Here is a 25,093-nt window from a genome sequence, read left to right as displayed (position 1 = left end):
GTCTGATGCAGCCGTTTCCCCTGAGCGGGCCGTGGTACCGGATTCAGGCGATCACCGCCCCATCGCGTAGTTCGTCCGCGGAGTGGGACTTCGTCACGGTGCTCCCCGCGGTCCTGTCCGCCGCGCAGCGCAACCGGCCGTTCGTCATCGGCTGGCTGTCGCGGGGTTCGGGTGCGCCGCTGGAGCTCATCACCAACGCGGGACCGCTCACACCGCCCAAGCCGCCCAAGCGCGCGGCGACCACGCCGGAGCCGCCGGTCACCGGCCCGCAGCCGCTGCTGTTCCCCGGCGGCGCGCGCGGCGTGGAGATCGGCGACGAGTGGCTGGCCGACCTTGCCGACCTCGTCTGGACGCCGTGCCCCGGCCGGCAGGCCCCGCCGCTGTACGGCAGGCGCGAGCCGGAGCCCGACGAGACCAAGCGGCCCACGCTGTTCGAGTCGACGCTGGTCACGCTCATGTCCCGGCCGTTCGCGTGGGTGGTGGTCGCCGAGCCGACCGACCTGCTCGACGCCGAGGTGGCCCACCTGCGCACCCAGCTCAACGTGCTGCGCCAGTATGGCGACGCCTCGGAGCGGTCGCGGTTCGACGCCGAGCGGGCCGAGCGCAGGATGCAGGAGCTCGACGCCTTCCGCGAGGCCGGGCTGTGGAACGTCCGGGTGCTGGCCGGCGCGGCCGGCCCCGACGAGCTGCGCCAGATCGCGCCGGTGCTGGTCGGCTCGGTGGAGATGAGCCATCACCCCTATCGGCTGCGCAGCGCGATGTCGCTGCCCGCCCTGTCGGGCGACGGCGCCTGCGAGTCCGTGTACGGCTTCGGCGAGGCGCTGGCCGTCAACCTCCAGGACTCGGCCGACGGCGCGGCGGCGCCGTTCGCGGCGACGGCCGGGGCACTCGCCGCGCTCGCCGGGCTGCCGCGCCGCGAGGTGCCGGGGGTACGGGTGCTCGACGCGGGCTTCTTCGACGTGACGAGCGAGGCCGAGATCGAGGGGTCGGCGGAGACCGTCGATCTCGGCGCGATCGTCGACGGGCAGGACCGTGCGGTCGGGACGTTCCGGGTGCCGCTGGCCACGCTGAACCGCCACGCCTTCGTCACCGGCGCCACCGGCTCGGGCAAGTCGCAGACCGTACGCCACCTGCTGGAGCAGCTCACCAAGGCGGGCATCCCGTGGCTGGCGATCGAGCCGGCCAAGTCGGAGTACGCCGCGATGGCCGGCCGGGTGGAGCACCTGGCACCGCTGACCGTCATCAACCCCTCGGCGCCCGACAACGTGCCGATCAGCGTCAACCCGCTCGCGCCCGAGCCCGGCTATCCCGTGCAGGCCCACATCGACATGGTCAGGGCGCTGTTCATGGCGGCGTTCGACGCCGAGGAGCCGTTCCCGCAGATCATGTCGCTGGCGCTGCAGCGCGTCTACGAGGCCAACGGCTGGGACGTGGTCACCGGCGGCGGCATCCCGGGGGCCGCCGTGCAGCCGGCCGTGCCCACCCTGGAGCAGCTCCAGCAGCAGGCGCTGGAGGTCATCCAGGAGATCGGCTACGGCAACGAGGTCCAGGCCGACGTCGAGGGCTTCATCAGTCTGCGCCTGCGCAGCCTGCGCGTCGGCAGCGCGGGCCGGTTCTTCGAGGGAGGCCACCCGGCCGACATCGGCGGCCTGCTCCAGCGCAACGTCGTGCTCGCCATCGAGGACGTGGCCAACGACGAGGACAAGGCGTTCCTCATGGGCACGCTGATCATCCGCATCGTGGAGCACCTGCGCATGCGCGCCCGCTCCGAACCGCGGGGCGAGGACGGCGCGGGCGGCCTGCGGCACGTCATCGTCATCGAGGAGGCCCACCGGCTGCTGCGCGACCGGGGCTCCCAGCGGGCCTCCACCCACGCCGTCGAGCTGCTGGCCGGGATGCTCGCCGAGATCAGGGCGTACGGCGAGGGCATCATCGTGGCCGAGCAGATCCCCACCAAGCTCGTCTCCGACGTGGTGAAGAACACCGCGCTCAAGGTCGTGCACCGGCTTCCGGCCGAGGACGACCGCGCGCTCGTCGGGGCGGCGATGAACCTGAGCGAGGACCAGTCGCGTCAGGTGGTGTCGCTCCAGCCGGGCTTCGCCGCGGTGTTCGCCGACGGCATGGACCGCCCGTTGCGCGTCCAGGTGCCGCTGGGCGAGGACCGCGAACGCGAGACGCTCGGCCCGGTGCCGCCCATCTGCGGGCGCCGTTCGGCCGCCTGCGGGCGCGAGTGCCGTACGGGGAAGGCGTGCACGCTGGTCGAGCTGCGCGAGGCCGACCTGCTCGCGGTGGCCCCGGAGTGGGCGTGGCTGCGGATCTGGACCGACACGGTCGTGCTCGCGTTCGTGACGAACCGGTCGCTGCCGGGCGTGCCGCGCGTGCTCGCCGACATCTGGGCGGAGCTGCCGGCCAAGCGGCGCGAGTGCCTGCTGGCCACGCTGGTCGAGCGGTCGGTCGCGCGCCGCGCCTGGTCGCTGCGCACGTGGTTCGACCCCGCGCTGCTCACCGAGAAGGCCGCCGAGGTCGCCGCCGGGCTGCTGGCGGCGGGCCAGGCGGACGGCGGGGAGAGCGAGCCGCCGATGCGGGCGGGCGAGCGGCCGGGCGCGGCCTGGGTGATTCCCCAGGTCCGCTGGCTGCACGAGGTGGACCGGCTGTTCCCGTTCGGGCATCCGGCGCCCAACCTGCGCAGCCCGGCCCCGGCGATGGAGTATCCGCTGTTCGGCACCGACCCCGCCGGCCGGCCGTACCCGCACCAGGGGGTCAACGGCGCCGAGCCGGCCGAGGGCGGGGTCGCCGTCGGCGTGCGCACCGAGCTGCTCGGCCACCGCGCCAAGGCGCTGCGCCACCACCCGCTGTCGATGGAGGTCGACCGCAACCGGGCCCTGGCCTGGCGGGTCATCCTGGGCGACGACGAGCACGAGGGCATCCAGCGCGACGTGACGACGGTCGCCATCGGGGTGGAGCCGCGCGAACGGGTCAAATACGTGGCCCAGACGATGAGCGCGGGCTGGCTGGAGACCGTGCTGTCCTGGCCGCGCCGGTTCGTCCTGCCGTTCGACGGCGACACCCCCGCGGAGCTGTCCTTCGGATCGTGATCCCCCCAGCTCCGTAAGGAGTCCCGAGAGCCCATGCCCTCACCTCGCCTGCGGCGACTCGCGTCCCCGCTCACCTGGCACTGGGAGAACCAGCTCCGGCCACGCATGTCCGGCCTCACCGACACCGAGTGATCTTGCATGTGAACCGGGAGATCATCCACCACGGGGCCGAGATCGCGCTGCTCCGCGACCTCCTATCGGGCCACGCGGCCGGGTGACCGCGGGACGCCGTAGAGCGGCGCAGGCGTCGGGCGGGCGGCGTGCGGGCGGCGTGCGGGCGGCGTGCGGGCGTCGGGCAGGCGCCGGGCGCGGTTAGGATCTCGGCATGAGTCAGCTTCCGTTGCGGGCGCAGCTCGCCAGCGCCCTGGGCCGCACGGCCGCGACGCTGTCCAGGGCCACCGGGCGTGGCGACGGCTCGGTGATCGGCGGCAGGGTCGGCCTCATGCTGGAGCCCGACCTGCTGCGCAAGCTCGCGGCCGACCGCAAGCTCGTCCTGGTCAGCGCCACGAACGGCAAGACCACGACGACGCGTCTGATCACCTCGGCGCTGCAGGAGCTCGGCGACGTCGCGACCAACGCCTTCGGCGCCAACATGCCCGCCGGCCACGTGTCGGCGCTCGCCTCCAACAAGGACGCGCCGTACGGCGTGCTGGAGGTCGACGAGAAATACCTCCCCGAGGTCCTCGACACGACCCACGCCGGCATCGTCTGCCTCATGAACCTGAGCCGCGACCAGATGGACCGGGCGGCCGAGATCTGGCTGCTGGCCCAGAAGTGGCGCCGCGCCCTCGCCGGCAGGCCCGTGCACGTGATCGCCAACTGCGACGACCCGCTGGTCACCTGGAGCGCGTCCACCGCCGCCCGGGTCACCTGGGTGTCGGCGGGGCAGCGCTGGCGTGAGGACTCGTGGTGCTGCCCCGAGTGTGGCGGCCCGCTCGACCGCTCCGGCTTCGGTAACGGCGGCCAGGGCCTCACCGCGGCGCAGATGGCCGAGACCAACTGGGCGTGCCGTGAGTGCGCCTTCCGCCGGCCCGAGCCGAGCTGGGTGCTCGACGGGGAGTACGTGACCGATCCCCGGGGCCAGCACTGGCGCCTGGACCTCCAGCTTCCCGGCCAGGCCAACCGGGCGAACGCCGCCGTGGCGCTGGCGGTCGCCGAGACCCTCGGCCTCGACCCCGCCCGGGCGCTGCCCCGGCTGCGTACGGTCACCTCCGTCGCCGGGCGCTACACGACCGTGGAGCGGGACGGCCGTTCGCTGCGGCTGCTGCTGGCGAAGAACCCGGCCGGGTGGCTGGAGGCGTTCGACGTCGCCGACCCGGCGCTGCCGATCATCCTGTCGGTCAACGCGCAGGGGCCCGACGGCCGCGACACCTCCTGGCTGTGGGACGTCGACTACCGCATCCTGCGGGGCAGGCCCGTCCTCGTCACCGGCGAGCGCCGCCGCGACCTCGCGCTGCGGCTTGCCGTGGCCGAGGTCCCGTTCCAGCTCTGCGACTCGTTCGAGCAGGCGGTGGGCCTCCTCGCGCCCGGCAAGATCGACGTGATCGCCAACTACACCGCGTTCCAGCAGATCCGAGCGGAGTTCGGCCGTGCAGTCTGAATTGTCCATCGTCTGGATCTATCCCGACCTTCTCAGCACGTACGGGGACCAGGGCAACGTCCTGGTGCTGGAGCAGCGGGCCAGGGCCCGTGGCATCCGGACCAGGACCATCCACGTGCGGTCGTCCGACCCCGTGCCGCAGCAGGGCGACGTCTACCTGATCGGCGGCGGCGAGGACCGGCCGCAGATCCTCGGGGCCGAGCGGCTGCGCCGTGACGGCGGCCTGCACGCCGCGATCCAGCGCGGCGCCGCCCTGCTGGCGGTCTGCGCCGGTTACCAGATCATGGGCACGGTGTTCGGCGGCGAGGAAGGGCAGCCGGTGCCCGGCATCGGCCTGCTGGACATCAGCTCGGGGCGGGGAGAGCGGCGTTCCGTCGGCGAGCTGGCCGCCGAGGGGGACCCCGCGCTGGGGCTGCCCACGCTGACGGGCTTCGAGAACCACATGGGCGTGACCAGGCTCGGCCCCGGCGTGCGCCCGCTGTCGCGCACCATCGTCGGCACCGGCAACGGGGACGGCACCGAGGGCTGCTACGCGGGCCGCATCATCGGCACCTACCTGCACGGGCCGGCGCTCGCCCGCAACCCCGCGCTTGCCGACCTGCTGTTGAGCTGGGTGGCCGGGCCGCTGCCGCCGATCGACGACCGCTGGTATCAGGCGCTGCGCGACGAACGCCTGCGCGCGGTGCTGCCGAGCTGACCCGCCGGTGAACCCCGGCTCGCCGGCAGAGCCAGGTCAGTAGACCAGCGCCTGCACGCCCTCGCCCAGGGCCTCCTCGACGAACGTGGAGGCCCCTGCGATGCGCACGCCGTCGATCACATCGTCAACGGTGATGCCCCTGCGGGCCGCGCACTGGGTGCACAGCGTGACCCTGCCCGCGGCGAGCACGGCGTCGAGCAGGTCCTCCAGCGGGGCGGCCTCGGCCAGGGTGAACTCCTTGGCCCGGCCCGGCAGCGCGAACCACGCGGATTCACCGGTCAGCCACAGCGAGACCGGGACACCGCTCGCCAGCGCGGCCGCCGCGATCGTGAACGCCTGGTTGCACCGCTCCGGGGCGTCCGCCCCCGCCGTCACCTTTATCACCAGTGATCTCGCCATGGTGTTGAGCCTAGTCCGCCGGGGGTGGGTGGTGTGTCGGCGCATGCCGTACAAGTTGGGCAATCGGCGCATGCCGCGCATGGTGTGAGGGGTTGCTCGCGCGCCTCTAAGCTCGTGTCTATGGACGTACATCCCGACCTCGAGCCGATCGCCTTCCTCCTGGGCCGCTGGGAGGGGGCCGGGGTGATCGGATATCCCACCATGGAGAGCGCCAACTTCGGCCAGGAGATCGTCTTCGGGCACACCGGGAAGCCGTTCCTGACCTACGAGAGCCGCACGTGGCTGCTCGACGCCGAGGGCGACAAGGTCCGGCCCCTGTCCACCGAGACGGGGTTCTGGCGGATCCAGCCCGAGCGCCAGATCGAGGTGTGCCTCGCGCACCCGACCGGCATCGTGGAGATCTACGTGGGAGAGGTCGTCTTCCACAAGATCGAGTTGCGTACGGACGTGGTCGCGCGGACCACGACGGCCAAGGAGTACAACGCGGGTCACCGGCTCTACGGCCTGGTCAACGGCAACCTCATGTACGCCTACGACATGGCGGCGATGGGGCACCCGCTGCAGTCGCACGCCTCGGCGGAGCTCAAGCGGGTCGGCGACTTCGAGTCCGAATAGCGAAAAAAAAGAACCCCGGGCGCGCTCCGCCTCGTTTGAGGCGGGCCGGCTGGACCATGGCCGGGACGGTAGTCGTCCGCGGCCGCCGGCTGCCCGGGGTTCCGGTGTCTGTCGAGGATTCGCCAGGATGTCGTCCGACATCCAGACGGAAGGTCCAGATGGACGAGTCCTAGCGGACAGCCACCTCGCTAGCCCAAGAATGATCAACCATTGTTTGGACCACCTCCCTTCTGCGTGCCTTCACGCTATGCGATCGTCCCGCGGGCGGGCAAACAATTTATGTGGTGACGTTCCCGCCCTCCCGCCGCAGCCGAGAAGACGCCCCCCGGGGCACGACTTACACTCTGGGCATGGCCGAGACTTGGCACGAGGAGCTGCGGGCTCGCGGCTACCGGATCACCCCCCAGCGTCAGCTCGTGCTGGAAGCGGTCACCGAGCTGGGACACGCCACGCCCGAGGACATCTGCTGCCGGGTGCAGCAGACGGCCAGGGGCGTCAACATCTCGACCGTCTATCGGACCCTCGAACTCCTGGAGGAGCTCGGGCTGGTCACCCACACCCACCTCGGTCACGGCGCCCCCACCTATCACCTCGCCTCCGAGGCCGACCACGTCCACCTCGTCTGCCGGGGGTGCGGCGAGGTCACCGAGGTGGCCCCCGAGATGGTGGACGGCCTCGTCTCGGCCCTGGACAAGGAACTGGGCTTCGCGACCGACGTCCGCCATCTAACGGTTTTCGGGTATTGCAGCAAATGTCGCCTATGAGTATTCTGGTCCGTTTTGGGGGCAATGCTCGAGTGCCGGTAGCGTGACGAGTGGCGCATACGCCGATCGTCAGGAGATGAGGGTGACCGTTCCCGCGGAGGCCGCCAGGCGGCGCATAGTCGAGCTTTTTCTGTCCAGCGAGGAGTCGTTGCTCCGGCGGTGGACCCAATTGTCCGGAGCGTCTCCCGATGACCTTCGTGACCTCTACCAGGCATTGCGCACCGCTCTGAGCAGCGACGCCGGGGACTTCGCCGACGTACGCGGGCTGCTCGCCGAGCTCTCCCGCGCCCGCGTCCGGCAGGGGCACACCCCCTCCGACACCGCGCGGCTCGTCTTCTCGCTCAAGGAGGCGTTGTACGAGGCGGCCGAGGCCGACGGCGGCCCGGAGGCGCTGCGCGGGTTCGTGTGGTTCTCCCGGCTCGTCGACGACCTGGGCCTGTTCACCTTCGAGACCTACACCGCCGCCCGGGAGAGGATCATCCTCGACCAGGCCGAGCAACTGCTCGAACTCTCCACGCCCGTGGTCAAGCTGTGGGAGGGCATCGTCGCAGTGCCGCTCGTCGGCACGCTCGACTCGGCCCGCACCCAGGTCGTCATGGAGAAGCTGCTCCAGACCCTGGTCGACACCGGCTCGGAGCACGCGGTCATCGACATCACCGGCGTGCCCGCCGTCGACACGCAGGTCGCCCAGCACCTGCTCAAGACCGTCGTCGCCGCCCGCCTCATGGGCGCGGAATGCGTGATCTCCGGCATCCGCCCGCAGATCGCGCACACGATCGTCACGCTGGGCATCGAGTTCGGCGACATCGTCACCAAGGCCTCGCTGGCCGACGCGCTGTCGTACGCGCTGAAGCGGAGCGGCGTGGAGATCACGGGCGCGGCGAAGACGCGGGTCGCGGTCAGGGCGGAGCGCGCCTGATGGAACGCGTGCCGATTCTCAAGCTCGGCGACATCCTGATCGTCTCGATCCAGATCGACCTCGACGACCAGAGCGTGCTGGCCCTGCAGGAGGACCTGGCGGACACGGTGGTCTCCACGGGTGCGCGCGGGGTCATCATCGACATCACGGCCGTCGAGATCGTCGACTCGTTCATCGGCCGCATGTTCTCCACGATCGCCGCGATCACCCGCATGCTCGACGCGGAGACCGTCGTGGTCGGCATGCGTCCCGCGGTGGCGATCACACTGGTCGAGCTGGGACTGTCGCTCGGCGGCGTGCGCACGGCCCTCAACCTGGAGAAGGGCGTCGCGATGCTGGAGCACGTCAGGGACGGCGCGGGGTGAGCGCGACCCGGGAGCTGCCCATCGCCACCAACGGCGACGTCGTCGTCGTGCGTCAGCAGACCAGGATCCTGGCGGCGGAGATCGGGCTCTCCCTGGTCGACCAGACGAAGATCGTGACCGCCGCCAGCGAACTGGCCAGGAACGCCCTTGTGCACGCCGGCGGGGGCCGGGTGCTGATCGAGATGCTGGAAGGCGGGCGGCGGCCGGGCCTGCGGCTCGTCTTCACCGACGAGGGGCCGGGCATCCCGGACATCGCGCAGGCGCTGACCGAGGGCTGGAGCACCGCAGGGGGGCTGGGACTCGGGCTGAGCGGCTCGCGGCGGCTCGTGGACGAGTTCGACCTCGTCTCCGCGCCCGGTGAGGGCACCCGCGTCACGGTCACCAAGTGGGGCCGGTGACATGACGATGCCGCACCGGTATGAGGACGTCTGGGTCTCCACCGCCGATCCGAGCGTGATCGGCGCGGTGCGCCGGACGGCGGTCGCCCTGGCCACGGCCTCGGGGTTCGACCAGAACCGCACCGGCCAGGTCGCGGTGGCGGTGACCGAGGCGGTCTCGAACCTGGTCAAGCACGCGGTGGACGGCTCCGTGCTCGTACGCCCCCACCTGGAGCGGCCGGGCGCGGTCGAGCTCGTGGCCGTCGACAGGGGCCCCGGAATCGCCGACCTCGGCCGCGCCCTGCGCGACGGCTACTCCACCTCGGGCACGCTCGGCATCGGCCTCGGGGCGATCGCCCGCATGGCCACCGGCTGGGACGTCTACTCGGTGCCCGGCAGAGGCACCGTGCTGGTCATGCACTTCACCCCGGACGGGCAGCCCGGCCCGCCGCTGCGGGTGAGCGGGCTGCGCCGCCCCATCGGCGAGGAGAGCGTGTGCGGCGACGCCTTCGCCTTCGCCGACGACGGCGACACGGTCAGCGTGCTGGTCTGCGACGGCCTCGGCCACGGCGACCCCGCCGCGCACGCCTCCCGCGAGGCCGTACGGATCTTCATGGAGGAGCCGCACGCTCTTCCGGCCGCCGCCCTCGAACGCCTCCATCAGGGGCTGGGCCACACCCGGGGTGGAGCGGTCGCGGTCGTGCGGGTGGGCCGGGAGAGCGTCACGTTCGCCGGGCTGGGCAACGTCTCGGGCTGGATCGCGCACGCCGAGGGCCGTCAGGGGATGATCTCGCTGCCCGGCATCGCCGGGCACAAGGGCAGGCGTCCCCGGCAGTACGAGTACGCGCTGCCGCCGCACGCCACGGTGGTGCTGCACTCCGACGGCCTCACCGATCGCTGGGACCCCGCCTCCTTCCCCGGCTTGTTCGCCCACTCCCCGGCCGTGGTGGGCGCGACCCTGCTGCGCGACGCCGGCAGCCGCAGGGACGACGCCTGCGTCGTCACGGTCAAACAGGGGCAGTGATGGGCGAGGTACTCACCCGCGTGGAGATCCGCAGGGAGCAGGACGTCTTCGCCGTACGGCAACTCGGCCGTTGGATCGCCGAACTCGTCGGGCTGGAATCCCAGGACCAGATCCGGGTGGCGACGGCGCTCAGCGAGATCGGCCGTGAGGCGCTGACCCGGGGCGCCGGGAGCGTCGTCGTCTTCGACCTGCGCGAGGACAGGCTGGTCATCACCGTGGACTATCCCGGCGGCGCCGGCGTGGGGCAGACCGAGGGTGTGAAGCTGGCCGGTCGCATGGTCGACGAAGTCACGCTCTCGGCCGAGGAGGGACGCGTCACGCTGGTGAAGCGGGTGCCCGGGCACCACAGCCGCCGTACGCTCGACGGCATCCGCGCGGAGCTGGCCCGCCGCTCACCGTCCACGGCGGCCCTCGACGTGCTGCGGGAGCAGAACAGGGAGCTGGCCGCCACCCTGGAGGAGGTGCTCCGGCTCAACGCGGAGCTGACCGAGACCAACCAGGGCGTCCTGGCGCTCTACAACCAGCTGTCGGCCGAGCTGGAGGAGACCAACCGCGGCGTCGTGGCGCTCTATGCCGAGCTGGACGAGAAGTCGTCGCAGCTCCGGCAGGCGGCCGAGGCCAGGCAGCGGTTCTGGGCCAGCGTGAGCCACGAGCTGCGGCTGCCGCTCAACTCGATCATCGGGCTGGTGCGGCTGCTGCTCGGCTCGGGCGGCGATCCGCTCAGCGAGGAGCAGGAGCACCAGATCACGCTCATCGGCACGTCCGCGGAGACCCTGCTGGCGCTGGTGGGGGAGCTGCTCGACCTGGCCAAGGCCGAATCGGGGCGGCTGGACCCGCATCCGTCGATGGTGGACGTGGTCGCCCTGGCCGAGGAGCTGCGCATGACGCTCCAGCCCACCGGACCGGCCGACAGGGTCACGCTGTCGGTCGACGTGCCGGGCGAGATCGGCGAGATGCTCGTCGACGAGGGCATGCTGACCACCATCCTGCGCAACCTGCTGTCGAACGCGCTGAAGTTCACCGAATATGGGGAGGTGCGGCTGGCGGCCGTCGTGGACACCGCCATGGCGGAGGTCGTCTTCACCGTCACCGACACCGGCGTGGGCCTTTCCTCCGAGCACCTGGAGCGCGTCTTCGAGGAGTTCTACCAGGTGCCCGGGTCGCTGCAGCTCAGGGCGAAGGGCACCGGTCTCGGCCTGCCGTACGCGCGGAGGCTGGCGGAGGCCCTCGGCGGCACGCTGGAACTGGCGAGCACGCCGGGAGAGGGCACCACGGCCACGCTGCGGGTGCCGCACCGGACGTCCGGTCCGGAGGTGGGCCGGGTGCTCGTGGCCGACGACGACGCGGGCTTCCGCGCGGCGGCCCGGCGGATGCTCTTCGGGTTCGCGGCCGCGGTGGACGAGGCGGCCGACGGCGTCGAGGCCCTGGAGCTGATGCGTGAGCGGCCTCCGGAGGTGGTCCTGATCGACCTGCTCATGCCGCGCCTCGACGGCACGGCGCTGCTGCACCGGATGGCCGAGGACGACGCCCTGCGCGGCATTCCCGTGGTCGTCGTGTCGGTGGCGTCCGAGCAGCCGGGACCGCCGCACGTGTCGTCCGAGCAGCCGGGACCGCTCGAGCAGCGGGGGCCGCTGCATCCTGTGCTGCTGCCGAAGCACGGGCTGCGCAGGGACCGGCTTCTGGAGGCGATCCGGGAGGCCGTACGCGACAGCGCTGGGAACGTGAGCGCCGGGAACGTGAAGGGGGACGGGCATGGCACCCGAGATTGACATCGCGGCGACGGTGCTGGTCGTCGACGACGTCCCCACCAAGCGCTACATCCTGGCGAGCTGGCTGCGCCGCGGCGGGCACCGGGTCATCGAGGCCGGCGGCGGCGAGGAGGCGCTGGCCCTCGTCGGCGAGCTCAAGCCCGACCTCGTCATCCTCGACGTACGGATGCCCGACGTGGACGGCATCGAGGTGTGCGAGAAGATCAAGGCCGACCCGGAGACCTCCTCGATCCCGGTGATCCAGGTGTCCGGCAACGCCGTCACTCCGGCCGACCGCGCCGAGGGGCTGGAACGCGGAGCCGACGCGTACCTGTCGGAGCCGATCCAGCCCGACGAGTTCGCCGCGACCGTGCGGGCCACCCTGCGCTACTACCGGGCGCGGCAGCGTGCCGAGCGGATGGCGGCCAGGCTGAGCGAGCTGGCCGAGATCACGCTGGAGATGAACCAGGCGGAGGACTTCGAGTCGCTCCTGTCGGTGGCCGCCGAGGGCTGCTCCCGCCTGCTGGAGCGCTACTCGCGGGTGCTGGCGATCCCGCCGGACGGCAGGGTGCGCAGGTTCTCCGCCCGGCCGGGGGAGCACGCGGCGCCGCGGCTGGTCCATCCCGACACCCTGGAACGGCTGAGCACGATCTCCATCGGGGAGTCCCCCGGCGTGCAGACGTTCGAGGTCGACAACGCGACCTGGGCCCGCCTCGTGCCCGACAGCGACATCGTCGCCCGTGTGGCGGGCGTGCTGTGCCGTACGAAGACGGGCCGGTCACCGGTGTTCCTCGGGGTGGAGACGGACGCGCCGCTCGACGGCGAGGAGCTGAGCCTGCTGCGGCAGCTCGGCCAGGCGCTGGCACTGGCGGTCGACGCGGCACGCGCCTACGCGGAGGAGCACATGATCTCGCTCACGTTGCAGCGCAGCCTGCTGCCCGCCGCGATCCCCCGGGTGCCCGGCCTGCGGATCAGCGTGCGCTATCAGCCCGCGGTGGACAACGTGGAGGTGGGCGGCGACTTCTACGAGGTCCTGCCCCTCGGCGACCGGGTGCTGGTCGCGCTCGGCGACGTGCAGGGCCACTCGCTGCACGCCGCCACCGTGATGGCCGAGCTGCGCTACGCGCTGCGGGCGTCGGTGATCGACGCCGTCGATCCCGCCCGGTCGATGAGCCTGCTCAACGCCGTCCTGCGGCGCTATCACCCCGGCATGACGGCGACCGTCTGCCTGATGCTGATCGATCCCGCGACGGGGGAGACCGAGATCGTCAACGCCGGGCACATCCCGCCGCTGGTGGCCGGCGCGGGAGCGGCCTATCACCGGTTCGGCAACCTGCTGCTCGGCGTGGCCCACGAGCAGTATCGGGTGGACCGGGTGCGGCTGCCCGACGACGCCACCGTTCTGCTGTTCACCGACGGGCTGATCGAGGACCGCGACAAGCTGCTCGACGAGAGCCTGGAGATCGCCCGCCAGCAGGCCGAGGACGTGGGCGACGACCTGGAGGGCTTCTGCGACCGGCTGATCGCCACCTTCGGCGCCCGTGAGGACGACGTCGCGCTGGTCGCCCTCCGGCGGGTGCCGCTCTGACGGTCGTCCACAGGCAGGGGGTCGTCCACAGGCGAGCCGTCCGTCGCCGCGACCGCTGTGGGGGACCGAATAGCCTTGGACACATGCGGAGCCCTTTGCTTGACACACCCGGTGCGGTCGCCGCGCAGGCGCCGGACGAGACGGTCGCGGCCCATTACGGCGATCCCTACGCCGAGCAGCGCGCACTGGCCGCCGGGCGGGCGCTGGTCGACCGGAGCAACCGCGAGGTCGTGCGGGTCAGCGGGCCCGACCGGCTGAGCTGGCTCAACAGCCTCAGCTCGCAGAAGCTCGACACGCTCCAGCCGGGCACGCCCGCCCAGGCGCTGCTGCTCGACCCGCAGGGCCGCGTCGAGCACCACCTCACGCTCGTGGACGACGGCGAGGCAGTGTGGGCCCACGTCGAGCCGGGCACCTCGGCCGAGCTGGTCGGTTTCCTGGAGAAGATGCGGTTCATGCTGCGGGTCGAGGTCGCCGACGTCACCTCGGACTACGCGGTGGTCTCGCTCGCCCCGCCGTCTCCGGACGCGAACGCCGGAACATCCGTGGAAGGGGCCGTCGCCATCGGCGGCGACCTGCTCGTGCCGCGCGAGCGGCTGGGCGGCCTCCCCGAGGCGCTGGGCCTGCGCCCCGCCGGCCTGTGGGCCTACGAGGCGCTGCGCATCGCCGCCCACGTGCCCAGGCTCGGATTCGAGACCGACCACAAGACGATCCCCCACGAGGTCGGCTGGATCGACGTGGCCGTGCACCTGAGCAAGGGGTGCTACCGGGGTCAGGAGACGGTCGCCCGCGTGCACAACCTCGGCCACCCGCCCCGCCGTCTGGTGTTCCTGCATCTCGACGGCAGCGTGGACGAGCTGCCGCCGCACGGCGCACCGGTGACCCTCGGCGTCGGCGCGCCGGCCGAGGCCGAGCCGGATGCCGCCGTGGAGGGCTCGGCCGCGCCGGGCCAGATCGGTTTCGTGGGCTCGTCGGCCCGCCACTACGAGCTCGGCCCGATCGCCCTCGCGGTCGTGAAGCGTACGGTGCCGGTGGACGTCGACCTGCTGGCCGGCGGCGTGGCGGCGAGCCAGGAGGTCGTGGTGCCGCCGGACGCCGGGCGCAACGTGACGATCGACCCCGCCCTGCGCCGCCGGATCCGATAACCCCCGTTCAACCGGGCCTGTTTACCTGGTCCCCGTCCGGCGGGCCCACCACCGCCGGGTGCAGAGCGCGGCGAGCACCGCGCCCGCCGCGTTGAGGAGCACGTCGTCCACGGAGCTCACCCGGCCGAGCCGCAGGCCGAACTGGAGGAGCTCGACGGTGAGCGAAGCGGTGGCCGCGACGGCGGCCACCGCCGCGGGAGAGCCGAAGCGCGCGGAGCGGACCGGGAGCATCGCGCCGAGCGCGGCGAAGACCAGGAGGTTGCCGCCGATCTGCACGACCGCCGCACCCGGTGACAGGAGCGCGAGCTGGCCCGCCAGGTCCACCAGGGGGACGACGTGCACGCCCTCCTCCACCCCCGGGGTGAGGATCATCCAGATCCAGGGTGCGGTCCCGGCCACCATGACCACATCCGCGACGGACGTCCGGAGCGGAGCGGGATGCCCCCGGCGGGCGCGGCGGCGAGTGAGCAGCAGGACGGCGAGAGCGGCCACGGGAACGGCGCACACGGTCGCGACGACGACATGTCCCCAGGTGCTCCACGCATCCCGCATCCGATCATGATGACAGGCCGGGAAGGCCGCGGCGCTCAGACGTCCAGGACGAGGGTGATCGGGCCGTCGTTGGTGAGGCCGACCTTCATGTCGGCGCCGAAGACGCCCGTCTCCACCCGCGCGCCGAGCGTCCGGAGCTCGGCCACCACGGCGTCCACCAGGGGCTCGGCCACCGGGCCGGGCGCGGCGGCCTGCCAGGTGGGCCTGCGGCCCCTGCGCGCGTCGCCGTACAGCGTGAACTGGCTGATCACCAGCAGCGGCGCGCCGATGTCGGAGCAGGACTTCTCGCCGTGCAGGATGCGCAGCCCCCACAGCTTGGCGGCGAGCCGGGCCGCCTCGGCGCGCCCGTCGGTGTGGGTGACGCCCACGAGCACGAGCAGACCGGGTTCGTCGATGGCGCCGACGACCTGACCATCCACCACAACGGACGCGGAGCTGACCCGCTGTACGACCGCACGCATGGCCCCGAATTCTGCCATGTCCGAGGGCTCCATAGACTGCCCGTCATGTCGGAGATGGTGGTCGAGGTCGTGCGGTCGGGGTTCGTCGAGTCGGTGCATCGCGCACGCGTGCATGTGATCGGGGCGGACGGCGACCCGGTTCTGGTGTGCGGGGACACCTCCAGCCTCGCGTCGCCGCGTTCGTCCATGAAGCCGCTGCAGGCGCTCGCGATGGTGCGGGCGGGCCTGCCGCTGGAGAACGAGCTGCTCGCGCTCGCGGCCGCGAGCCACAGCGGCGAGCCCTTCCATATCGACGGCGTACGGAAGATCCTCGCGGGCGCGGGGCTGGACGAGACCTTCCTGCGGTGCCCGGAGGACCTGCCTCTCGACGAGGAGGCGCGCCGCCAGGTGCTGCGGGAGCACGGCGCGCCCGGCCGGATCCTGATGAACTGCTCCGGCAAGCACGCGGCGATGCTCGCCACCTGTGTGGTCAACGGCTGGCCGACCGACGACTACCGCCATCCCGGTCACCCGTTGCAGCGGGCCATCCGCGCCACGGTCGAGGAGTTCACCGGGGAGCGGGTCGCGGCGACCGGCGTGGACGGCTGCGGCGCGCCGCTGTTCTTCGTCTCGATGGCGGGCGTGGCGCGTGCCTTCCGCGCCCTCACGCTCGCCCCGGCCGGCTCGCCGGAGCGGCGCGTCGCCGACGCGATGCGCGCGCACCCCGAGTGGACGAGCGGCACGACCCGGGCCGAGAACCTGCTGATGCGGGCCGTTCCCGGGTTGCTGGTGAAGTCGGGCGCGGAGGCGTTCGACGCCTTCGCCGACGCCGAGGGCCGGGCCGGGGCCGTGAAGATCGTGGACGGTGGCAGCCGGGCCCGCGTGCCGGTCACCGTCGCCGCGCTGCGCGCCGCCGGGATCGACGCCACCGAGCTGGCCGGGCTGGCCACCTCCCCGCTGTTCGGCGGCGGGGCCCCGGTCGGCGAGGTCCGCGTCCGCCCCGCCTGACGCGCGTCACTTCCACACGCGGTCGAGGAACGCCGCGATCAGCGGAGCGATCTCGGGGAGCCGGTCCTCCAGCGCGAAGTGACCGGTGTCGATGACGTGCAGCTCGGCGTCGGGCACGTCGCGCAGGTAGGCGTGCGCCCCGGGCTCGGGGAAGAACATGTCGTCGCGGCCCCACGTGATCAGCGTCGGCGGCCGGTGCTCGCGCAGCCAGGCCTGCCACCGCGGATAGAGCGCCACGTTGGTGTGGTAGTCGAAGGCCAGCGCCACCTGGGCCTCCTTGCGCCCCGGCAGGTCGAGGAAGTGCTGGTCGAGCGTCCATCCGTCCGGGGCCACGAGCCGCGGATCGGCCGTGCCGCTCTCGTACTGGCCGCGGGTCATCTCCAGCGTCAGCAGCGCCCGCACCCTCTCCTCGTCGCCCTCCACGTCGGGGCGCAGCGCGATGAAGTCCCGTGCGCCGTCCGACAGGCCCTCCTCGTACGCGTTGCCGTTCTGCACGACGAGACCGGCGATCCACTCGGGGTGCCGGGTCGCCAGCCGGAATCCCACCGGGGCGCCGAAGTCGAAGACGTACATGACGAACCGGGTCAGCCCGAGCCGTTCGACGAAGCCCTCCATCACATCGGCGAGGGCGTCGAAGCCGTACGCGAAGCCAGGGGGTGTCTCGGTGTGCCCGAACCCGGGGTAGTCGGGCGCGATCAGCCGATAGCGGGATCCGAGCACGTCGATGAGCCGGCGGAACTGGTGGGACGCGGACGGGAACCCGTGCAGCAGCAGCATCACGGGGGCGTCCTCGCCGCCCTCGTCGGGCACCGACTCACGGTAGAAGACCCGCACGTCCCCGACCTCGACATGCCGGTGGAGCGTGTGCGGAACAGTGAACGGCGTCATGACTAATGCCTCCTTGTGTCGGTGATGCATTAGTTCTAGCGATCGCCTGCCTAATGTGTCAATCGTTTGTATTAGCATTAGCCGCATGACCGACCTGGTCCCCTTCACCGGGGAGCCGCTCGCCCTCGACCTGGTCAACACCCGGCCGCGCACGCCGGACGGCCAGGCCGACCTGATCGCCACCGCCGAGGGGCTGCGCGCCTGGCTGAGCCTGCAGGCGGACCGGCTGGCCGGCGCGCTCCCGGAGGACGGGCAGGCGCGGCTGACCGGCGACGATCTGGCTTTGGTGCATGAGGTGCGTGAGCATGCGGCGGCCGCGATCGATCAGGTGAGGCGGGGCCTGCGGCCGCCGGAAGGCGCGCTGCGCGGTCTGAACAGGGCGCAGCGCGCGGCGCCCGCCGTCCGTGAGCTGGCCTGGGACGGCGCCGCCGTGACCGCCGTGCCGCACCGGGAGGGCCCGTGGGGTGCCCGGCTGGCGGCGGTGCTCGCCGAGGCGGTCGCCGACCTGCTGACCGACCCGGCGGTCACGACCGTGCGGAAATGCGAGGCCGACGACTGCGTGATGCTGTTCCTGCCCGCCCACCCACGCCGGCGCTGGTGCTCGGCGGCGCGGTGCGGCAACCGGGCCAGGGTCGCCCGGCACTACCGGCGTCGCCGGGGCCTCGACCCGGGCTCGCAGGGGCCCGGCCCCGAGGGAGAGGGCCCCGAGGGAGAGGGCCCCGAGGGAGAGGGCTCAGAGGGAGCGGAACTGGCGGGAGGTCGAGATCGCCCCTGAGGTGGTCATGACGAACGTCCGCATCGAGTCGGCGAACCGGGACAGGTCCCACTCGGCGGGGCCCTGATACCAGTACAGGTGGTCGGTCTGCCGTCCGTTGCCGTCGAACGCGCTGACCACCCGCGCCCACCGGTCCACGCTGTCGAAGATCACCGCGTAGGGCAGGTAGCGGGAGAACAGCTCCACGCGCTGGCCCGGGGGGATGTCGTCGACGGCCGCCCCGGCCAGGTAGTCGCGGAACCCGAGCGTGTGCGCCAGGGCCGCCGCTCCCTTGGCCGTCTTGGCCGGCATGTACTGGGCGCCGAAGGCCAGTGCGGCTCCGGCGATGATCAGGGCCAGCCCCAGCAGGCCGTACGTCGTGAGCCAGGCGAGCACGACGGTGGCGATCACCCCGAGCGCGACGACCACCAGGCCGAGGGTCGTCCAGCGCGACCGGGTGGAGTCGGGCCGCCGGGCGAACCAGCCCTGCGTCACGACGTCCTGATAGAGCGCGTCGCGCACCGTGGCCAGGCGGGCGGCGAACGACCCGTGCAGCTCCGACAGCAGCACCCGGTCACGCCCGTCGAAGATCGCGTCGTGGAGGGCCCGCTCGTACGGCAGCAGGTCGCCGAGCCGGGCGCCGGGCAGCTTGACCAGGCACCAGTCGGGGGTGTCGTAGGTCTGGCGCGGCTGCTCGTCGATGCGCAGGAAGTTGCGCACGGCGAGGTCCACGATGGTCGCGGTCACGTCGACCACGTCGGCCTGCTCGTCGAACAGCGTGCCGATCTGCCCGGGACGCACGTCGTCGGGCGGGCTGAAGCGGCCGTCGCGGTGGCCGCTGACCGGGCCGGACTCGCTGCCGACCACGCGGGCGTCGCGGCCCCGCGTCCAGTAGAGCAGCCCGATGCCGCCCAGCAGCAGCACCAGCAGCGCGGCCAGCGAGCCGCCGGTCACCGCGTTCAGCGTGAACGCGGTGGACAGCTCGAACCTGCGCTCCAGGATCGGCCCGGCCCCCGTGGCGCCCTTCGGGTAGCCGACGACGACCGTGAGCGCCTGGCCCTCGCCGAGGCCCTGCTGCTCGAAGGTCGAGGTGGTGCCGGTCTCCTCGACCGAGGCGCTGGTGCAGGCGATGGCCGAGCTCGGCTCGCCGGCGAAGCAGGACAGGTTCTGCACCCGGCCCGGGCCGGTCACGGTGACGACCGCGTCCTGCACGGGGCCGGACACCGCGAACCAGCGCAGCTCCTCGCCCGAGGCCGTGGGCGTCACGGCGCCGGTCACGTCGTACTCCACCGTGCCCTTGAACGTCAGGGTCTCCCCGTCGTACGAGCCGCCCTTGACGTTGGAGATGCGATAGACGCGGTCGTGGCCGTCGTCGTAGCGGATCCGGGTGAGCGGCGTGCGCCGCACCGTCTCGCCGGCGGGGGTGACCGCCTCCTTCACGTGGAGCACGCCGTTCTTGCGGAGCTCCATCGTCACCTCGTCCTTCGCCGGAGCCGCGGCCTCCGCTGGGGTGACGGCATGTGCGGCGACGGCGTGCGCGGGGGATGCGGCGAGGACGGCGAGCAGTGCCGCCAGTCCGAGCCGGCGCGCGAGATCCACCATGAGCCGCAACCCTACCGGTCCCGGTGCTCCAACCGAGGATCGGATGCGAACCGGCCAACCGGTCAGGAATCGAGAAGCCCCGGGAACACCCCCGGCCATAGCGTCGTGGGCATGGAACTCACCTTGCACTACTGCTACATCACGGTCGACGACGGCGACGCGGCGCTCGCCTTCTATCGGGACGTGCTCGGCCTCGAACTCCGCAACGACGTCGGATACGCGGGCGCCCGCTGGCTCACCATGGGCCCGGTGTCCCAGCCCGACGTCAACATCGTCCTCGAAACCGTCAACGCCGACCCGACCGCCTCCCCGGAGGAGCGCGCGGCGCTGAGCGACCTGCTCGCGAAGGGCAGGCTGCGCGCCGTCGTCTTCGCCCCCCCCGACTGCGACGCGACGTTCGAGAAGATCCGCCAGTCCGGCGCCGAGGTCCTGCAGGAGCCGATCGACCAGCCGTACGGCGTCCGCGACTGCGCCTTCCGCGACCCGGCCGGCAACATGGTCCGCTTCCAGCAGCTCGCCAAGGGCTGACCCGGCGCCGCCCGGACACCGCCGCCGTGCCCCGCGCGACCCCCAGCCCCGGCTCCGCCGCCGGGATTCCGGTGCCTCCTGCCGGGGGCGCCGGATCGGTAGGGTTACCGTCCATGGGACACACCCGGGTCTACCGGAACGGAACCCTGGAGGCCGAGGGCTTTCCGGTCGCCGACGTCTCCGAGAAGGTCAGGGACCCGTCGGCGGTGGTGTGGTTCGACATGTGCGCCCCCACCGAGGAGGACCTCCACGCCATCAGCGAGGAGCTGGGACTGCACGCCCTGGCCGTGGAGGACGCGCTGCAGCACCGGCAGCGGCCCAAGCTCGACGTCTACGACAGCCACATGTTCCTCAGCGTCTACGCGGCGGCCTTCGACAGCGCGTCGGGCCGGGTGCGCGTCGCCCCCGCCGCCGCCTTCATCACGAAGAACGCGCTGGTCACCGTGCGCCAGTCGGACGACTTCTCCATCGAGGAGGTGATGCGGCGCTGGGACGAGGGGGCGTACCTGGCCCGGCACGGCGTCGCGTTCCTGGTGCACGGCCTGCTCGACTACGTGGTGGACAGCCACTTCGAGGCAGTCGAGGCGATGGACGAGCAGGTCGAAGACCTGGAGGGCACGGTGTTCGGCGACCGGCCCGTCAGCTCCGAGGACCAGCGGCGCACGTTCGAGCTGCGCAAGAGCCTGGTCACGCTGCGCCGGATCGTGATGCCCATGCGGGAGGCCGTGAACACGCTGCTGCGCCGCAACGGCCTGATCGGCGACGGCGAGATGACGCCGTACTTCCAGGACGTGTACGACCAGGTGCTGCGGGCCACGGAGTGGACGGAGTCGCTGCGCGACCTGGTCAGCAACATCCGCGAGACGCACCTGACCATGCAGGGCAACCGGATGAACCTCATCATGAAGCGGGTGACGAGCTGGGCCGCGATCATCGCGGTGCCCACGCTGATCACCGGCTTCTACGGCCAGAACATCCCGTTTCCCGGCTTCGGGCACGCGTTGGGGTTCTGGACGTCCACCACGCTGATCGTCGTCGCCTCGGCGGCGCTCTATCGGGTGTTCCGGGCCCGAGACTGGCTCTGAGCCCGGCGCCTCGGCCGGCCTGTCACCCGGTGTCTGTCACCCGGCCTGTCACCCGGTCTGTCACCAGGGTCCGTACGGCCCCTGGTTGCCGCTGCCGCCCCGGTAGCCGTTGACCGCGGGCTTCACGTCGGCGAGGTAGATGCCCGCCGCGATGACGGCGGCGATCGTGAAGATGTTGGGCAGCCCCATGCCCATGCCGAGGTAATTGATCGCGGCGGCGAAGGTGAACAGCGTCGCAAGGCCGAGGATGATCAGCCAGAGGGGCTTGGTCTGCTTGCCGGCCGCGGGGAAGGCGTTCGCGGGGATCCGCAGGGCGTGCACCAGTGCCCAGCCGGACAACACGAAGGCCCCGACGGACAGCAGCCAGAAGATGATGTCGAGGATGCCGTACAGCCCGAACATGGACGCTCCCACACGGTCACAGTCACTGACGCCCCCAGACTAGTGGGCGGCGCCGACACGTGGCGCGGGCGCGAAGGACCGGTTCCCGTGGGAAGCGAAACGGCGGCGGCCCGCCTCCCCCGGAGGGAAGGCGGGCCGCCGCCGTGTGGTTCGCGTTGGCCGCGGATCAGCTCCGGGCAGTGGCGCGGGCGCGACCGGTGCGCTTGGTGGTGCTCTTGGCGGCGATCGCCGGCTCGGCGGTCTCGGAGACCTCCGTCAGCTCCAGCGCGGCCTCGCCGCTCACGCGGCTGACGACCTTGCGGCCACGGCTGGCCAGGTCGTCGTACAGCCGGGTGACCCGGGGGGCGGCGTCGGCGGCGTAGCCCTTGGCCTTCTCGGGCAGCTCACGGGCGACGGTCTCGGCCTTGTCCTGCACGGTGGAGGCGTAGCCCTTGGCCTTCTCGGGCAGCTCGCGCGCGACGGTCTCCGCCTTGTCCTGCACGGTGGAGGCGTAGGCGCGGGCCTTCTCCACGGCGAAGTCGCCGGCGCCGGTGAGCGCGTAGAACGGCTTCGACTCCGTGATCTTCTTGGCCTGGGTTGTGATGGTCATGGGTTATCCTTCCCTCGAATCCGGTGTAATGCCGTCGCGTGGGAGAACCGGGTCGTCCCCGAGATGCTCAGCCGATTGCGGCGGCTGGGCGGAGTCGGCCCGGTTCTCCTTGCGAAACGACTCGTAGATGTCGATCAGCACCTGGCGTTGCCGCCCGGTGAGCGTGACGTCGGCCCGGATCGCGGCCAGCACGTCGCTGTGCGGCTCGCGGTCCTCGATGAGACCGGCCTGGACGTAGAGCGCCTGGGCGGAGATGTGCAGACCCTTCGCGATCTGGTTCAGGATCTCCGCGCTCGGCTTGCGCAGGCCCCGTTCCACCTGGCTCAGGTAAGGATTGGACACACCTGCCTGCGCGGCGAGCTGACGAAGCGAGATCTTCGCCTGCTGCCGCTGCTGGCGGATGTACTCACCGAGCGAGGCGACCTTGGGCAGTTCCATGCCCCCAGTCTGCCTCGCGCTGCTTGCAATTGCAAACACGATGGATAGTTCCAGCTAGCACCCATGGCCGGGCAAGAGCCGGGTCAACCGGGAAGCAGCCAGAGCAGCGGGGCGCTGATGGCGAGCACCACCGAGATGGCCAGGATCAGGAAGCGGTGGGCGGCCGGAAGCGTGACCTCGGGCCGTACGAGCCGGTCGACCCTGGCCATCACGCTGGACGGCGCGGACACGCCGAGCGCGCCCTGCGGCGTGGGCAGCGCCGCCGACGCGCCGAAGCGCAGCAGGGCGGTGGCCAGCCTGCGCGGGCAGCACCGCTGCCGGGCGCGGTCGTCGGCGGCCATCTCGACCAGCAGCTCCACCGACGCCTGCGCGTCGCGGACCAGCCTCGACCACGGCAGCGCGCGGCGCAGCGCGGCGAACGGCAGGAGCACCAGGTCGTGGCGCTCGCGCACATGGGCGGCCTCGTGCGCGAGCACGGCCTCCAGCTCCGCGGACGACAGCAGGTGCAGCGTCCCGTCGCTGATGACGACCTCCGACTTGAGCCCCGGCAGGCAGTAGGCGGCGGCCCCGGGAAAGTCGACCACCCGCACGCCGGGCACGGCCGGCTCGTCCCTGGCGACCAGCGAGAGCAGGAGCCGGTGGCGGCGGCGGGCCCGCAGCGTCTGCGCGCCTGCGGCGAGAGGCAGGGTCACCAGCACCGCGAGCAGCGCCAGGCCGGCGATCAGCGCGGCCAGCCGCAGGTAGTCGTACGGCTGTCGCGCGCCGAACTCCACGCTCAGCAGGAACTCCGCGAACCCGTGCACGATGCCCTTGCGGTAGGGGTCGAGCGCGAAGGCGAGCAGGGCGCCGATGGAGGCGAGCCCCCACGTCAGCCCGAGCGACTGCCACAGCAGGATCGCCGTGCGCGGTGCGCGCCAGGTCCAGCGCGCGAACGTCAGCCGCCACGCGGCGACCGCGCAGATCATCGCGAGCGCCGCGAGGACCGCCGCCGCGATCACTCTTCCTCCAGCTCCGTGAGGGCTTTCAGCAGGATCTCGGCCTCGGACCCGGAGACGGCGCGGGCGAAGCGGGTCAGCGCCGCGTCGCGGTCGCCGGTGAGGTCCAGGGCTTCGAGCATCAGCTCGGCGACGTACGCGTCACGGCTCGCGGCCGGCTGGTAGCGCCAGGCGCGGCCGTCGCGGGTGCGGTTGAGGAAGCCCTTGCGGGCCAGCCGGTCGAGCACGGTCATCACGGTCGTCGGCGCGAGGTCGCGGTCTTCGATGAGGCGCCCCACCTCGCGGGCGGTGAGCGGGGTGTTCTCCGCCCAGAGGATGTCCATGATGCTGCGTTCGAGCTCTCCCAGTCCCTTCACGTGATTCAGCCTACCCGGGGTAGTACTACGTCCTGTAGAGAGGTGGGTGGCATGAAAATCGTTCTGGTCGAAGGTGACATCACCGAGCAGCGGGTGGACGCGATCGTCAACGCGGCCAACTCCTCGCTCATGGGCGGCGGAGGGGTGGACGGAGCCATACACCGGCGCGGCGGCCCCGAGATCCTCGAGGAGTGCCGGGCGCTGCGCGCCTCCCGCTACGGGAGAGGGCTGCCGACCGGGCAGGCGGTCGCGACCACCGCCGGGCGTCTGCCCGCGCGATGGGTGATCCACACGGTCGGGCCCGTGCACTCGCGGAGCGAGGACCGATCCCATCTGCTCGCCTCCTGCTATCGGGAGTCGCTCGTCGTCGCCGACGCGCTGGGCGCCGGCACGGTGGCGTTCCCCGCGATCTCCACGGGGATCTACCGGTGGCCGGTCGAGGACGCCGCCCGCATCGCGATCACCGCGGTACGGCAGGCGGCCCCGGCCGTGGTGGAAGAGGTGCGCTTCGTACTGTTCAACACCGCAGCTTATGCCGTGTTCGAATCGGCTCTACAGGACATTGGCTAAGCATTAGGCCAAAACTTTCACAGCCACTTGAGCATGTAGATCTCGTCGCGGTCGTCGCCGGGGGTCACCCGGATCGAGCGGGGCACCCGCCCGACCTCCTGGTAGCCCACGCTCGCGTAGAAGCGGTCGACCCCGGTGCCGCCGCGGCAGGTGAGCTGCAACGCCTCCAGGCCGAGCGACCTGGCGGCGTCGTCGGCGGCGAGCAGCAGCGCCCGGCCATACCCCTTGCCCTGGTGCTTGGGGTGGACCTGCACGCGCAGCAGCCACCGCCAGTGCGCCCGCAGGCCCGAGCCGTTGTCGCCCAGGATGAGCCACGCGCCGGGGGCGCCGTCGTCGCCGAAGCCGACGAGGAGGCTGTCGGGGGCCTGCGGCCCGGCGGCGGCGCGCGTGCGGGCGAACGCCCGGTCCGCCGTCGGCCTGATGTCCTCCGGCGTCACGGGAGGCACGAAGCCCACCGCGCCGCCCGCGTTGGTGACCTCCGCCCAGCAGCTCAGGAGCTCCTCGAAGAGCTCGGGGGTCATCTCCGGGTCGAGGACGAAACGCATGGGCCGGA

General features: G+C 72.1%; 28 protein-coding genes. 17 read left to right on the top strand and 11 right to left on the bottom strand.

Annotated features, from left to right (window positions below; all coding sequences use genetic code 11):
* Window positions 1–5 precede the first annotated feature (5 nt).
* From FLV34_RS32140 to FLV34_RS32130, 3 genes are all read left to right on the top strand, one after another.
* Window positions 6–3,095, top strand: a complete 3,090-nt coding sequence (locus tag FLV34_RS32140; protein WP_142651498.1) for an ATP-binding protein — start codon at window positions 6–8, stop codon at window positions 3,093–3,095.
* Between the two features lie 325 nt (window positions 3,096–3,420).
* Entirely contained in the window at window positions 3,421–4,695 is a 1,275-nt protein-coding gene (locus tag FLV34_RS32135; RefSeq protein WP_142651497.1) for a MurT ligase domain-containing protein, read from the top strand.
* Complete coding sequence (locus FLV34_RS32130; protein WP_147944878.1) at window positions 4,685–5,392, top strand: type 1 glutamine amidotransferase; 708 nt, start codon at window positions 4,685–4,687, stop codon at window positions 5,390–5,392. The genes FLV34_RS32135 and FLV34_RS32130 overlap by 11 nt, the downstream gene beginning before the upstream one ends.
* 36 nt (window positions 5,393–5,428) lie before the next feature.
* Here FLV34_RS32130 and FLV34_RS32125 read toward each other — a convergent pair whose 3' ends face one another.
* A complete protein-coding gene (locus tag FLV34_RS32125; protein ID WP_142651495.1) occupies window positions 5,429–5,791 on the bottom strand; it encodes a DsrE family protein in 363 nt (120 codons plus the stop codon).
* A gap of 120 nt (window positions 5,792–5,911) precedes the next feature.
* Here FLV34_RS32125 and FLV34_RS32120 point away from each other — a divergent pair, with 120 nt between their 5' ends.
* From FLV34_RS32120 to FLV34_RS32080, 9 genes are all read left to right on the top strand, one after another.
* The gene (locus FLV34_RS32120) at window positions 5,912–6,406 is read left to right on the top strand and encodes an FABP family protein (protein WP_142651494.1); all 495 of its coding nucleotides are present in this window, start codon (window positions 5,912–5,914) and stop codon (window positions 6,404–6,406) included.
* A 350-nt stretch (window positions 6,407–6,756) separates the two neighbouring features.
* Window positions 6,757–7,170: a Fur family transcriptional regulator gene (locus tag FLV34_RS32115; protein ID WP_142624056.1), complete on the top strand. Its 414-nt coding sequence runs from the start codon at window positions 6,757–6,759 to the stop codon at window positions 7,168–7,170.
* 82 nt (window positions 7,171–7,252) lie between these two features.
* Window positions 7,253–8,089, top strand: coding sequence for an STAS domain-containing protein (locus FLV34_RS32110; protein ID WP_260617508.1), 837 nt, complete (start codon window positions 7,253–7,255; stop codon window positions 8,087–8,089).
* Window positions 8,089–8,454, top strand: a complete 366-nt coding sequence (locus tag FLV34_RS32105; RefSeq protein ID WP_185949086.1) for an STAS domain-containing protein — start codon at window positions 8,089–8,091, stop codon at window positions 8,452–8,454. The genes FLV34_RS32110 and FLV34_RS32105 overlap by 1 nt, the downstream gene beginning before the upstream one ends.
* Window positions 8,451–8,852 carry an anti-sigma regulatory factor gene (locus tag FLV34_RS32100; protein ID WP_142651492.1) on the top strand — a complete coding sequence of 134 codons (402 nt, stop codon included), beginning with the start codon at window positions 8,451–8,453 and terminating at the stop codon, window positions 8,850–8,852. The genes FLV34_RS32105 and FLV34_RS32100 overlap by 4 nt, the downstream gene beginning before the upstream one ends.
* A 1-nt stretch (window position 8,853) precedes the next feature.
* Window positions 8,854–9,855, top strand: a complete 1,002-nt coding sequence (locus tag FLV34_RS32095; RefSeq protein WP_222709694.1) for an ATP-binding SpoIIE family protein phosphatase — start codon at window positions 8,854–8,856, stop codon at window positions 9,853–9,855.
* On the top strand, window positions 9,855–11,624 hold the full coding sequence (locus FLV34_RS32090) for an ATP-binding protein (RefSeq protein WP_142651491.1): 1,770 nt from the start codon (window positions 9,855–9,857) through the stop codon (window positions 11,622–11,624). The genes FLV34_RS32095 and FLV34_RS32090 overlap by 1 nt, the downstream gene beginning before the upstream one ends.
* Window positions 11,608–13,191 (top strand): fused response regulator/phosphatase, encoded by a 1,584-nt coding sequence (locus tag FLV34_RS32085; protein ID WP_147944877.1) that lies wholly within the window; start codon window positions 11,608–11,610, stop codon window positions 13,189–13,191. The genes FLV34_RS32090 and FLV34_RS32085 overlap by 17 nt, the downstream gene beginning before the upstream one ends.
* Window positions 13,192–13,274: 83 nt before the next feature.
* Window positions 13,275–14,333 (top strand): folate-binding protein YgfZ, encoded by a 1,059-nt coding sequence (locus FLV34_RS32080; protein ID WP_142651489.1) that lies wholly within the window; start codon window positions 13,275–13,277, stop codon window positions 14,331–14,333.
* A gap of 21 nt (window positions 14,334–14,354) precedes the next feature.
* Here the strand turns inward: FLV34_RS32080 and FLV34_RS32075 are convergent, their stop codons facing one another.
* Together FLV34_RS32075 and dtd are read right to left on the bottom strand one after the other, a co-directional pair.
* Window positions 14,355–14,885, bottom strand: coding sequence for a VanZ family protein (locus FLV34_RS32075; RefSeq protein WP_142651488.1), 531 nt, complete (start codon window positions 14,883–14,885; stop codon window positions 14,355–14,357).
* Window positions 14,886–14,920: 35 nt separating this feature from the next.
* Complete coding sequence (gene dtd, locus FLV34_RS32070; RefSeq protein WP_142651520.1) at window positions 14,921–15,346, bottom strand: D-aminoacyl-tRNA deacylase; 426 nt, start codon at window positions 15,344–15,346, stop codon at window positions 14,921–14,923.
* A gap of 45 nt (window positions 15,347–15,391) precedes the next feature.
* Between dtd and FLV34_RS32065 the strand changes: the two genes are divergently transcribed.
* Window positions 15,392–16,333: an asparaginase gene (locus FLV34_RS32065; RefSeq protein ID WP_142651487.1), complete on the top strand. Its 942-nt coding sequence runs from the start codon at window positions 15,392–15,394 to the stop codon at window positions 16,331–16,333.
* Between the two features lie 6 nt (window positions 16,334–16,339).
* Here the strand turns inward: FLV34_RS32065 and FLV34_RS32060 are convergent, their stop codons facing one another.
* Complete coding sequence (locus tag FLV34_RS32060; RefSeq protein ID WP_261985978.1) at window positions 16,340–17,221, bottom strand: alpha/beta fold hydrolase; 882 nt, start codon at window positions 17,219–17,221, stop codon at window positions 16,340–16,342.
* Window positions 17,222–17,306: 85 nt separating this feature from the next.
* On the opposite strand from FLV34_RS32060, the gene FLV34_RS32055 reads away from it, so the two are divergent.
* The gene (locus FLV34_RS32055) at window positions 17,307–17,996 is read left to right on the top strand and encodes an ABATE domain-containing protein (RefSeq protein ID WP_147944875.1); all 690 of its coding nucleotides are present in this window, start codon (window positions 17,307–17,309) and stop codon (window positions 17,994–17,996) included.
* On the opposite strand, the gene FLV34_RS32050 is transcribed toward FLV34_RS32055, so the two are convergent.
* Window positions 17,955–19,577, bottom strand: a complete 1,623-nt coding sequence (locus FLV34_RS32050) for a DUF2207 domain-containing protein (RefSeq protein ID WP_205831060.1) — start codon at window positions 19,575–19,577, stop codon at window positions 17,955–17,957. The genes FLV34_RS32055 and FLV34_RS32050 overlap by 42 nt on opposite strands.
* 111 nt (window positions 19,578–19,688) lie before the next feature.
* Between FLV34_RS32050 and FLV34_RS32045 the strand changes: the two genes are divergently transcribed.
* Entirely contained in the window at window positions 19,689–20,105 is a 417-nt protein-coding gene (locus tag FLV34_RS32045) for a VOC family protein (RefSeq protein WP_147944874.1), read from the top strand.
* Window positions 20,106–20,218: 113 nt separating this feature from the next.
* A complete protein-coding gene (locus FLV34_RS32040) occupies window positions 20,219–21,190 on the top strand; it encodes a magnesium transporter CorA family protein (RefSeq protein WP_147944873.1) in 972 nt (323 codons plus the stop codon).
* Window positions 21,191–21,250: 60 nt separating this feature from the next.
* Here FLV34_RS32040 and FLV34_RS32035 read toward each other — a convergent pair whose 3' ends face one another.
* From FLV34_RS32035 to FLV34_RS32015, 5 genes are all read right to left on the bottom strand, one after another.
* Entirely contained in the window at window positions 21,251–21,592 is a 342-nt protein-coding gene (locus FLV34_RS32035) for a DUF2516 family protein (protein ID WP_142651482.1), read from the bottom strand.
* Between the two features lie 166 nt (window positions 21,593–21,758).
* Window positions 21,759–22,181 carry a hypothetical protein gene (locus tag FLV34_RS32030; protein WP_147944872.1) on the bottom strand — a complete coding sequence of 141 codons (423 nt, stop codon included), beginning with the start codon at window positions 22,179–22,181 and terminating at the stop codon, window positions 21,759–21,761.
* 3 nt (window positions 22,182–22,184) lie between these two features.
* Window positions 22,185–22,619 (bottom strand): helix-turn-helix domain-containing protein, encoded by a 435-nt coding sequence (locus tag FLV34_RS32025; RefSeq protein WP_142651480.1) that lies wholly within the window; start codon window positions 22,617–22,619, stop codon window positions 22,185–22,187.
* Window positions 22,620–22,702: 83 nt separating this feature from the next.
* Entirely contained in the window at window positions 22,703–23,617 is a 915-nt protein-coding gene (locus FLV34_RS32020; RefSeq protein WP_142651479.1) for a M56 family metallopeptidase, read from the bottom strand.
* Window positions 23,614–23,970 carry a BlaI/MecI/CopY family transcriptional regulator gene (locus FLV34_RS32015; protein WP_079316189.1) on the bottom strand — a complete coding sequence of 119 codons (357 nt, stop codon included), beginning with the start codon at window positions 23,968–23,970 and terminating at the stop codon, window positions 23,614–23,616. The genes FLV34_RS32020 and FLV34_RS32015 overlap by 4 nt, the downstream gene beginning before the upstream one ends.
* A 51-nt stretch (window positions 23,971–24,021) precedes the next feature.
* Here FLV34_RS32015 and FLV34_RS32010 point away from each other — a divergent pair, with 51 nt between their 5' ends.
* On the top strand, window positions 24,022–24,540 hold the full coding sequence (locus FLV34_RS32010; protein WP_147944871.1) for an O-acetyl-ADP-ribose deacetylase: 519 nt from the start codon (window positions 24,022–24,024) through the stop codon (window positions 24,538–24,540).
* A gap of 17 nt (window positions 24,541–24,557) precedes the next feature.
* Here FLV34_RS32010 and FLV34_RS32005 read toward each other — a convergent pair whose 3' ends face one another.
* On the bottom strand, window positions 24,558–25,085 hold the full coding sequence (locus FLV34_RS32005) for a GNAT family N-acetyltransferase (protein ID WP_142651477.1): 528 nt from the start codon (window positions 25,083–25,085) through the stop codon (window positions 24,558–24,560).
* Window positions 25,086–25,093 lie beyond the last annotated feature (8 nt).

This window comes from Microbispora sp. CSR-4 (assembly GCF_008033685.1).
In the GTDB taxonomy this organism is placed as follows: domain Bacteria; phylum Actinomycetota; class Actinomycetes; order Streptosporangiales; family Streptosporangiaceae; genus Microbispora.
Note: the sequence above shows the minus strand (reverse complement) of the source record. Positions and strands in the feature narration are given on the sequence as shown.